The 8908-nt window shown below is 30.7% G+C and carries 13 protein-coding genes and 1 pseudogene; all 14 read right to left on the reverse strand.

Annotated features, from left to right (window positions below; all coding sequences use genetic code 11):
* Positions 1-61: 61 nt before the first annotated feature.
* The 14 genes and pseudogenes from ASU35_RS18025 to ASU35_RS18085 all read right to left on the reverse strand — a co-directional run bounded on the left by ASU35_RS18025 (position 62) and on the right by ASU35_RS18085 (position 8836).
* Positions 62-283 carry a hypothetical protein gene (locus ASU35_RS18025; RefSeq protein WP_058354348.1) on the reverse strand — a complete coding sequence of 74 codons (222 nt, stop codon included), beginning with the start codon at positions 281-283 and terminating at the stop codon, positions 62-64.
* A complete protein-coding gene (locus tag ASU35_RS18030; RefSeq protein WP_058354349.1) occupies positions 280-1107 on the reverse strand; it encodes a bifunctional 5,10-methylenetetrahydrofolate dehydrogenase/5,10-methenyltetrahydrofolate cyclohydrolase in 828 nt (275 codons plus the stop codon). Before ASU35_RS18030 ends, ASU35_RS18025 begins: the two co-directional genes overlap by 4 nt.
* A gap of 3 nt (positions 1108-1110) precedes the next feature.
* Positions 1111-1716, reverse strand: coding sequence for a formate/nitrite transporter family protein (locus ASU35_RS18035; protein WP_058354350.1), 606 nt, complete (start codon positions 1714-1716; stop codon positions 1111-1113).
* Positions 1704-2252 carry an anaerobic ribonucleoside-triphosphate reductase activating protein gene (gene nrdG, locus ASU35_RS18040; protein WP_058354351.1) on the reverse strand — a complete coding sequence of 183 codons (549 nt, stop codon included), beginning with the start codon at positions 2250-2252 and terminating at the stop codon, positions 1704-1706. Before nrdG ends, ASU35_RS18035 begins: the two co-directional genes overlap by 13 nt.
* Positions 2252-3124 (reverse strand): annotated as a pseudogene (gene nrdD / locus ASU35_RS18045) (anaerobic ribonucleoside-triphosphate reductase); the annotation flags it as partial. The gene nrdG and the pseudogene nrdD, both read right to left, overlap by 1 nt.
* A 127-nt stretch (positions 3125-3251) precedes the next feature.
* Entirely contained in the window at positions 3252-3539 is a 288-nt protein-coding gene (locus ASU35_RS18050) for a hypothetical protein (protein WP_058354352.1), read from the reverse strand.
* A gap of 100 nt (positions 3540-3639) precedes the next feature.
* Complete coding sequence (locus ASU35_RS18055) at positions 3640-4533, reverse strand: radical SAM family protein (protein ID WP_058354353.1); 894 nt, start codon at positions 4531-4533, stop codon at positions 3640-3642.
* Positions 4534-4555: 22 nt separating this feature from the next.
* The gene (locus tag ASU35_RS18060; RefSeq protein WP_058354354.1) at positions 4556-4969 is read right to left on the reverse strand and encodes a hypothetical protein; all 414 of its coding nucleotides are present in this window, start codon (positions 4967-4969) and stop codon (positions 4556-4558) included.
* Positions 4970-4973: 4 nt separating this feature from the next.
* Positions 4974-5702 carry a hypothetical protein gene (locus ASU35_RS18065; protein WP_058354355.1) on the reverse strand — a complete coding sequence of 243 codons (729 nt, stop codon included), beginning with the start codon at positions 5700-5702 and terminating at the stop codon, positions 4974-4976.
* A 40-nt stretch (positions 5703-5742) separates the two neighbouring features.
* Positions 5743-6141 (reverse strand): hypothetical protein, encoded by a 399-nt coding sequence (locus ASU35_RS18070; protein WP_058354356.1) that lies wholly within the window; start codon positions 6139-6141, stop codon positions 5743-5745.
* A gap of 41 nt (positions 6142-6182) precedes the next feature.
* Positions 6183-6356: a hypothetical protein gene (locus ASU35_RS19560; protein WP_156059477.1), complete on the reverse strand. Its 174-nt coding sequence runs from the start codon at positions 6354-6356 to the stop codon at positions 6183-6185.
* 65 nt (positions 6357-6421) lie between these two features.
* Complete coding sequence (locus ASU35_RS18075) at positions 6422-6817, reverse strand: hypothetical protein (RefSeq protein WP_058354357.1); 396 nt, start codon at positions 6815-6817, stop codon at positions 6422-6424.
* A gap of 45 nt (positions 6818-6862) precedes the next feature.
* The gene (locus tag ASU35_RS18080; RefSeq protein ID WP_058354358.1) at positions 6863-7384 is read right to left on the reverse strand and encodes a ParB N-terminal domain-containing protein; all 522 of its coding nucleotides are present in this window, start codon (positions 7382-7384) and stop codon (positions 6863-6865) included.
* Positions 7385-8836, reverse strand: a complete 1452-nt coding sequence (locus ASU35_RS18085) for a DUF262 domain-containing protein (RefSeq protein WP_058354359.1) — start codon at positions 8834-8836, stop codon at positions 7385-7387.
* Positions 8837-8908: the final 72 nt, after the last annotated feature.

Here is an 8908-nt window from a genome sequence, read left to right on the forward strand (position 1 = left end):
ACTGCCAGATATTGAATTTTCAAGGTGCATAGCGAAAATTTATGTGCGAAGTTTGAGTTTATTAATAATATATTTCTTCGCCTATATTCTCTTTTATCCAATTCTCCAATATATTAAATGTAGTAATATAATCATTACCAATCTTTACTAGTGGTAATTTTTCAGCTTTTATTAATTCTTTTATCTTTGTTTTTCCAAATGGTAGAATTTTATATAGGTCTGCTTGCGATAAAATTTTTTGATTAATATCAATATTTTCTTTCTCTTTTTCTATTTCTTTCAATTTTTAATCTTTCCTTTTTCTGCCTCTAATACATTTTTCATAAGCATAGCTCTTGTCGTTAAACCAATTCCTCCAGGAACAGGAGTATACATAATATTTTTATAATAAGGATATGAAGTGCCTGAGGATTCTAAGTCTACATAAGACAAATCTCCACAAAGTTTTCCTTCATTATTGCGATTAATTGAAACATCAATTACTATCTGGTTATTATGTAACATATGTCTTTTGATGAAGTTAGGTTTACCTACTGCTGTAATAATAATATCAGCCATACTAATATGTTTTTCTAACATTTCTGTCTTAGAATGTGCTATAGTAACAGTCGCATCTTCATCTAATAATAAGTTAATCAATGGTCTTCCAACAATATTACTACGATTAATAATCAATGCGTTTTTACCTCTTAAATCGCATTTTCTTTTCAATACTTCCATGATACCGGCAGGTGTGCATGGTGTAAACTTGCTATCATTTCTGAAACCATCTACGTCCTGCATTGGGTTAATAGCTTCAATAATTTTATCTTCTCTGATATGTTTTGGTAAAGGAAACTGCACAATAATACCACTGTATTTTTGAGCTTGTTTACTTTTGAGAATTTCAATCAATTCTTCTTCTGTTGTAGATTCATCTAATACTTTTACATAAGAACCAATGCCTACCTCTTTACAATCTTTAACCTTACCTTTTACATATGTTTCAGAAGCTTTGTTATTTCCAACTATGATAATTAATAGCGTTGGGAAAAGATTATTTTCTTTGATTTCTTTTGTAACATTTGCTTTGATTTCTTGTGCCATTTCTTTACAATTAATGACCATTTATTAATAATCCTCCTTTGCTATATATATGTGAACTACCATTGCACCAATGGTATTGCCTATAATAATGCAAATATATTTGAATAAGTTTATCCAAGAAAAAGCAACAAGCAAATATGGAAAATCGGCTATGCAATGTTCATACCCAGATAAAATAAATGTCATAATACAAAATATTGTTATTACTGTATTTTTACAATAAATAGCAATATACATTAATATTCCACATAATATTCCCATAGATAATAAGTATACTGAAGAATGAGAAAATTTTTCCATTGCAATTTTTTCTGGTAATTCATAATCTTCAAAAAATCTCATAGCAAATATAGTAGTAACTCCAATTAAGTTTAAATATAACATCTGTAGAAATTGATATATAGAGTATTTATTTTCATAAAAGAAACCAATTCTTCCAGTATATAATTCTAAGTTGCATTTAATTATAACTAGCAATGCTGTACTAAATAACATTGCTCCAATATATTTGTTCGTTGATAGGGTGTTTGCCACAACACCCATACCAACTAAACATCCAGCAAATAATGCCTTGCATTTTTGTGAACTGTTTAACGCTTTTAGTTTAGATAATTTTCTTAATCTGTACATAAGATTACCTCATTTTTTTCTAAAGACTTTTCAATGTCAATAACTTTTTGATTTTTACTGCCACGCCATTTTAGTGTTATATCTCTTTGAGCATCTACATATCTTCCATCAATAAATACATTACATTGTTTCAATATCATTTGCCTTTTTGCTATCAGCATAAATTCCTTATCATGTTCAAATGGTTCATCTTCTTCATTCGTGAATATTTCTGACCATTGATAGCCTGAATAAATCCATATAGATTTGTTTGGGAATGAAAGACGAATTTCATTTACTAAGTCTAATATACCATCCAAGTTTGCTTCGTGAAGCGGATCACCACCGCTTAGAGTTAACCCAGAAATATAATCCTTGCCAAGTTCTCTAAATAATTCTTCTTTAGCAGATTCATCAAATGGAATACCACTATTAACATCCCATGTTTGAGAATTTTGGCAATTATAACAGTGATGGCTACAGCCTGAGAGCCATAAAACGACTCTCAAGCCATCGCCGTTATTCATATCTGGATAAGTAATATTATGATAATTCATTACATGCTCACCCTATCTTCTATCTCTGCATTCTTCGCTTCATTGTATCTAGTATCACCATGAACCCTTGTAAATCCAAGATATCCATTCATTCTGTCAATCTTAGTTATCATTTTACTGCCACACTTAGGGCATACATCCATTTCTACTTGCTGATAACCGCAATCTTCACAGTAACACATTGCAAGATTTACTCCTTCATAGAAACCTTTATTCATTGCTCTAAGCACAAGAGTCTTAATTGCTTCTTTGTTATATCCTAAGTTATAACGACAATACTGAATCTTTCCACCATTAAAGTAATTCCAAAATCTTTCTTCCTTATCCTGTTTTTCAATAGAACTCATATTTTCAGATACATGACAATGAAAACTATTACTTACATAAGGCTTATCTGATACATTTTCAATGATTCCATAAATCTTTCGGAACTGTTCTACTTGTAATCCACAAAGGGATTCTGCCGGAGTCCCGTAAATTGCGTAAAGAATATGGTCTTCTTCCTTAATTCTGTCAATGTATAACTGAATATGTTTCATTACTTCTATCGCAAATTCACCATCTTCACGAATGGATTTACCATTATATAATCTTTGCAACTCATTAAGTGCTGTAATACCGTAGCTCATTGTCATTGGTGGAAGAATGGATTTAATCTTATCTTCTGGTTTCAAATTGCCACCATATAAACCACCTTCGCAGAAAGCAATAGGATTTACGCTTGCTCTTAATTCACCAATATAATCATAAGTACGTTTTTGTAATCCTCTGATAAGTTCAAGATATTCGTCTAAAACTTCATAGAAATCTCTTGATTCTTGTCTTGATTTTGCTAAAATCATTGGTAAATGTAAACTTACAACCACACCATTTATCATGGTGCTGACTATATCATTAACTTTTGTATAAAAGTTACCTCGCACTTCCATATAAGTATTTCAAAATATATGTACTCTACTCTGTTCCAATTATTTTACTAATTGCCATTTCGATAGTCGATTAATGTTCATCAATTTTTCTCCAAGTATATCTATCATACATCTTTCTTTTTCTTAGTTGAGATAGTCCACCATTTACTATTAAATCAATTATCTTATCCAAATATTCCATGTTTGATTCATTATTATTTTGATAATATTTTTCATATATTTCATTTTGCTTTTTCAATGAGTTGTCAACAATATTTACCACTTCTAAATAGTATGTTTTATTTATATTTTCATCCGAAAACATTCCAATTATAAATCCAACACAAAGCATCAATGCTCCTACTAAAACTATCTCCATTTCATTCTCCTTTCAATTTACCAAATAAATCCTTCGTTCTATCTGCTTTTAAATCTATATATAGTGCGTATTTGATATTATATGTACTATATATAGTATGCTAATTTTCATTTACAATCTTCCTAAACATATCATCGACAGAATCCATCAAATCGTATCTCTTATCGAAACTTGCAGTTGAACTTCTAGCAAATTTACGCTCTACCATATCAATGTAATAAGTGCTTGAGCCGTCATCTCCTTGATAAAACTCATCCCATTCTTCGTTAGATAATAATCTTTTCACATTTAACTGTTCAATTGCGAGATTATCAAATGACACAACCTTGAATCCTTTTAATATAAATTCCAGATTAACATACAACCAACGTTGTTTTGCTTTAATATCTTCCATGTCAGATTCATAATATTCATTGCCACGTCTTAAATGCTTATATCCAAGAATTAATAGTTTCAGATTATTATTCTCTAAGGTAAACATGTCAGATGGGCTTAATACACCATTGATTACATGAATGACTACATTTGGATATTTCTTAACTTTTTCGATAAATTCCTTTGTTGGTTTTACAAGTGATACACCAAGTCCATAAATAAGTTTTTCTCTAAATAACATATCTACTAATTCAATATTCTGTTCAAAATGTATCTGATTTAAAGTGATGTTAGTAATAACTTTTAATCCTTTTAGTTTTTCTAAGAATGGAATTAAATCAGGATGTTCAAGAACATTTCCTCCACCGATTGCCACTTCTTGATAAGGATGGAGTGTATCAATAAATTTCTCATTTAGGATATCTCCAAGTTTTCCATTTGGAGTAGAACCTTCATGACAAAATTTACAAGCCATTGAACACCTGTCACATATTTTAATATCCATGTTACGAGCGAAATCAAATCTAAATTCGTTATCTTCTGTTTCACAAATGCGTGTACCATCAGAAAATATCTTATTGATTGTATTACCATTCTTGTACATTCCTAACAGTTCCATATGTATCTTCCTTTCTACTTAATTAGCAATACCCATATTCTCCAAATGCCACAATCTTATCGCCATTTTTTGAAGTATATCTCTGTATAAATGTTTCTAAGTAACCTTCATTCATATATTGCTCATAAGTTTTTGCGTCTTCATCAATAATGTCATGCTCTTTTGCATATTTAGTATAGTATTTCTGCTTTGCTTCATCAGATAAGTCTTTCCAATCTTTCTGAAAATCATCTTTATTGTCATCATAATCCTCTGATGCTTTTTTCTTATCATAATCACTCAGTTTATTAGCAGAAACAAAATTCTCACTTCCCCATTTTTGGAATAATACTTCTCCTCTTTTCCATGCTTCAAACTCTTCTTCACTACACATCACAAGCGAATGAGTTGAAGATGAATTTGTCTCGAAAACTCCACGTCTAATTTGTCTCTTCATAGTTTTAATCCTCCGTTCCATATGCTATAGGATACTCATGGTCAATGGCATCCAAGTTAATTAACCCACTACGTTTCATATCTCCAAAATATCCGTACTCGTCACCATCCTGAATAACTACATACTTCTTATTAGTAAGATATTCTTCAAGTGTAATTCCTTCTTTTTCTAAAAACCCACTTAAAATATTTTCATCAACATAACCTGTATATGGTTTTTCAAAATGAAAATATCCATTATTGCCCTCCCAATATTCAATTGTTTCAATTCCCCAATCTTTTTCTTTTTGCTCCAAGTATTCATTTAATTCGTCTTCCGTTTTGCCATATTTCTGTGCAAACTCACTATCTTTATTTGATTCATGATTCTTATCTGCAATGGAATCAGAAATCATTGGAATTTCAATTTTCTTTAATCCTGGTACATACTTCAAAGCAACTTCTACGAGTTCCTTGTAAGTATCATCATTATATTCATGAACTAACGAAGCACAAGCATATAGCCACTTGTCATGGAAACTTCCTAATGCTCTGAATGGACTTCTACCAAAATTCATATCGTGATCCCAAATTCCCCATACACAATTCTCTTCGCCTGTTTCTCTATCTTTACCAAGCCAAATATCATATAAAATTTCTTCCGGTGTATAATGTTCATCTTTCTTCATAATACAGAGGCTATGTTGACTTGATGAATTGGTTTCAAATACACCTCTTCTAATCTGTCTTTTCACTATTATCTTCTCCTTTCAAAACTGACACGAAACGTTGGTTTCATTCCAGTCCTAATTCCTTAACTTTCGCAATAATATCTTCAGCCTCTACCTTTGCTTCTAACAACGTCTTATTATATTTTTCCGTCATAATCTTTTCTGTCTCTTCTATCAGTTCTGGAAGATTTTTATTAATTGCTTTTACCAAACACTCAACATAAAAATCGTTATTAAACATTGAAACGCTGCTATTACCATAATATCCATAATAAGCTTCAAAATATATCGCCTTTGAAGAATGATGGGACGTCATAGAAAAACCAAAACTATGTTTATCATTGTTACTGTCTCTTACATATTTACCATCTACTAATTTATTACCAAGACATCTTTGAACCATGTCTTTATTATTTGATAATTGATATTTTAAATTATTTGCTTCTTCAATCTTTGTTTTCATATTTATCCTTTCTAAATCAAAATGAAATTAATTTTCTATTTCTATTTTGATTTCATAACAATAATTTTTGTTTTCCATAGCAATCGTATTAAATCTGTATCAACAGTGTAATATTCTGGATCAAGTTCTTTTACCTTTTCATCAATTAACTTTTGATGTTCTTCTAAGTCACCACAACTTTCAATAATATATGTATCTAATATCTCTAATTCCATATAGTTTTACCTCCAAAATACCGATTAAATCTTTGTTTCATCACCTCTAATATTGAACTCGTGATCTATTGGCAAACCTCAAAATATGGATACATTTCTTTTAACTTTGGTAAGCAGATTTCACATGAACCTGCATATCCACATTTGCCATTTTTACGAAGAGCACATCTGTGAACTCTTTCTACATCAATTGGTTTGATTTTTGAAATATGACATCCAATAATCCAATGTTTAGAAATTGGAGACGTATATATCCAAGCAAGAGTGTCATCAATTGGGCTTATCTTATAGTAATAAATTGCATTTGGATCAAGCCATCCATCAAATACTCTACATGCTTCTCTTTTTGCTTTATACGTACCATCATCTTCTAATTCTAAAACTGTTAATTGTTTTCCACACAAAGGGCAGAACTGAAAACTGGTTTTCTCAGTTTCGTATCCACATTTACATATTTTCATAATTTATATCATTCCTTTCTTCATATAAAATCAACATTCAATTTGCTAATTTATTCTCTTCACAACTCTTTTAACCGGCATATTTATAGGACATTTATCAGACAACTCAATCTTAGTAATCACAACAGGTTTAATACCAAATTTTGTAGTAACAAGAATCTCATCACCAATATTCAATCCATCTTCCCATCCAAGTTCTGACCAAGATTTCGGAACACGCCACATAAATTCTTTACCACTCTTACTATTTGGATGCACACCATAAACATATGTAGTAGCCTCATCTCTATAATGAGGGACATTCCAATCTTCCACATTCTTTCTATACCAACGTTTCTTACGTCTGGTTGAAATCTTAATTTCTGCTTCTTCTACATTATTCTCTTTGAGCACCAGATACATAATATATCCATCAATAAGCACATTATCAGGATTTACCACTATAAATCTGTCCTGACGATGCCACTGGTTCCAATTATTCCTACACTCATTCAGTTTTTCCTCACTTGGAATACTATTAGCAAACGTTTCACTAATTTTAATATCTGCTAATTTCATTCTTCTCATTTAAGCCACCATTCCTTTCTGCAAATATTCTTCAAACGACTCTTTCATATGTAAAAATGCTTTCTGTTGATTGCGAATAAACTGATTATTTCTTATGTAAATAGGCAACCATTCTTTCAGTTTATCTTCTTCGTCTTTCCTAAACGCAATACCAACAATAGCAAGATAGGACGGATAATTCTGATCCGAAAGCATCCAAGAATTTTCATCTAATTCCTCTGATACTTCATTTGCTGATATCTGAATCATTTCAATATCATCTTCATCAACAACATCTTCTACGTTTGCTTTTAAAAATTCCTTGTAATCTATTTCTTCTACATCTTCTTTTTTAATATAAAGATAATCTAATAAAAGTTCGTATAAACCTTCGATTTTACCAACAATAATCGATTTATCTCTACTCTGCCTTGACTTATAAACATCTTTAATAAAATCAGTTGTTTCTTCCATATGTAAATCATTTTTAAACTTTCTCATAAAGTCTATAAACTTATTATCATCTAACCCTAACTTGGTAAACTTATCATAAACCGCCAACCAAATATGTGTATTCCCTGTTGTAAACAATTCATTTAATGAATTATCTTTAATCATTTCTACCAATCTATCTAAATGTTCTTTCAAACATTCAAATTGCTCTGTAGTAGATTTTTCGTCCAAGAATACAAATACATCCTTGACTTCCCTTTTCCAATCATCAAGGAAATATGTAGCCATAATAGCTCGTCCAACAACTTCGTCCCAAGAACCATCTTTTATATTCTTACTATTGGTCTTAACAATATTCTTAAAGAATGAATGTTTCTGAGAAAGTGATTTAATATTTCCTACTGTTATATTAGAAGCATTTGTTGCACCATACTGTACTTTATTCATCGCTGTATGAGAGTTATAATTTCGTATATGATAATCAATCATTTCAGATGTACAGTTAAAAAATCTTGTAACACTTATATTAAAATTATCAAAACGCTTTTGTAAAAACTCTGGTAAGTCTTCGTATTTTTTGCCAACAATATCAAATATTTCTTCAACCACCTTGATATTTCCATCATCATCTGTAATTCGCTTTTTATATTTGATATGAGTAAACTCTGCACCTTTTGATTTAACAGGTCTAATGTTGTTTTTAAATAACTCCGCATATGATAATCTCTGTAAGCCATCTATAAGAAAAGAAATCTTCTGACCGTCAACAATCTGCTCACACACGATAATTTCTGGAATTGGCTGGTTGTTTAAAATTCTAGTGTAGAACTTGTTAATCTGTTCTTCACTCCACATAAATGGCTGTCTCTGTGAAATATAATCACGATTGATATAAGTAGGCGAAAGTTCGTCACTAATATCATCAAGCAAAGAGCCAAGAGTATTGTTATCTCTTCTATAGCTATCTGTAGTATCAATATCCATAACTTGAATTGTTTCCTCATTTACTATTTTATTCATAATCTTAACCTCTGTGTCAAACCGCAGATTATCTCGGGCGATTTCCGCAGATTATTTCAGACGGAAACACCT

Source organism: Acetivibrio ethanolgignens (assembly GCF_001461035.1).
Classification (GTDB): domain Bacteria; phylum Bacillota; class Clostridia; order Lachnospirales; family Lachnospiraceae; genus Velocimicrobium; species Velocimicrobium ethanolgignens.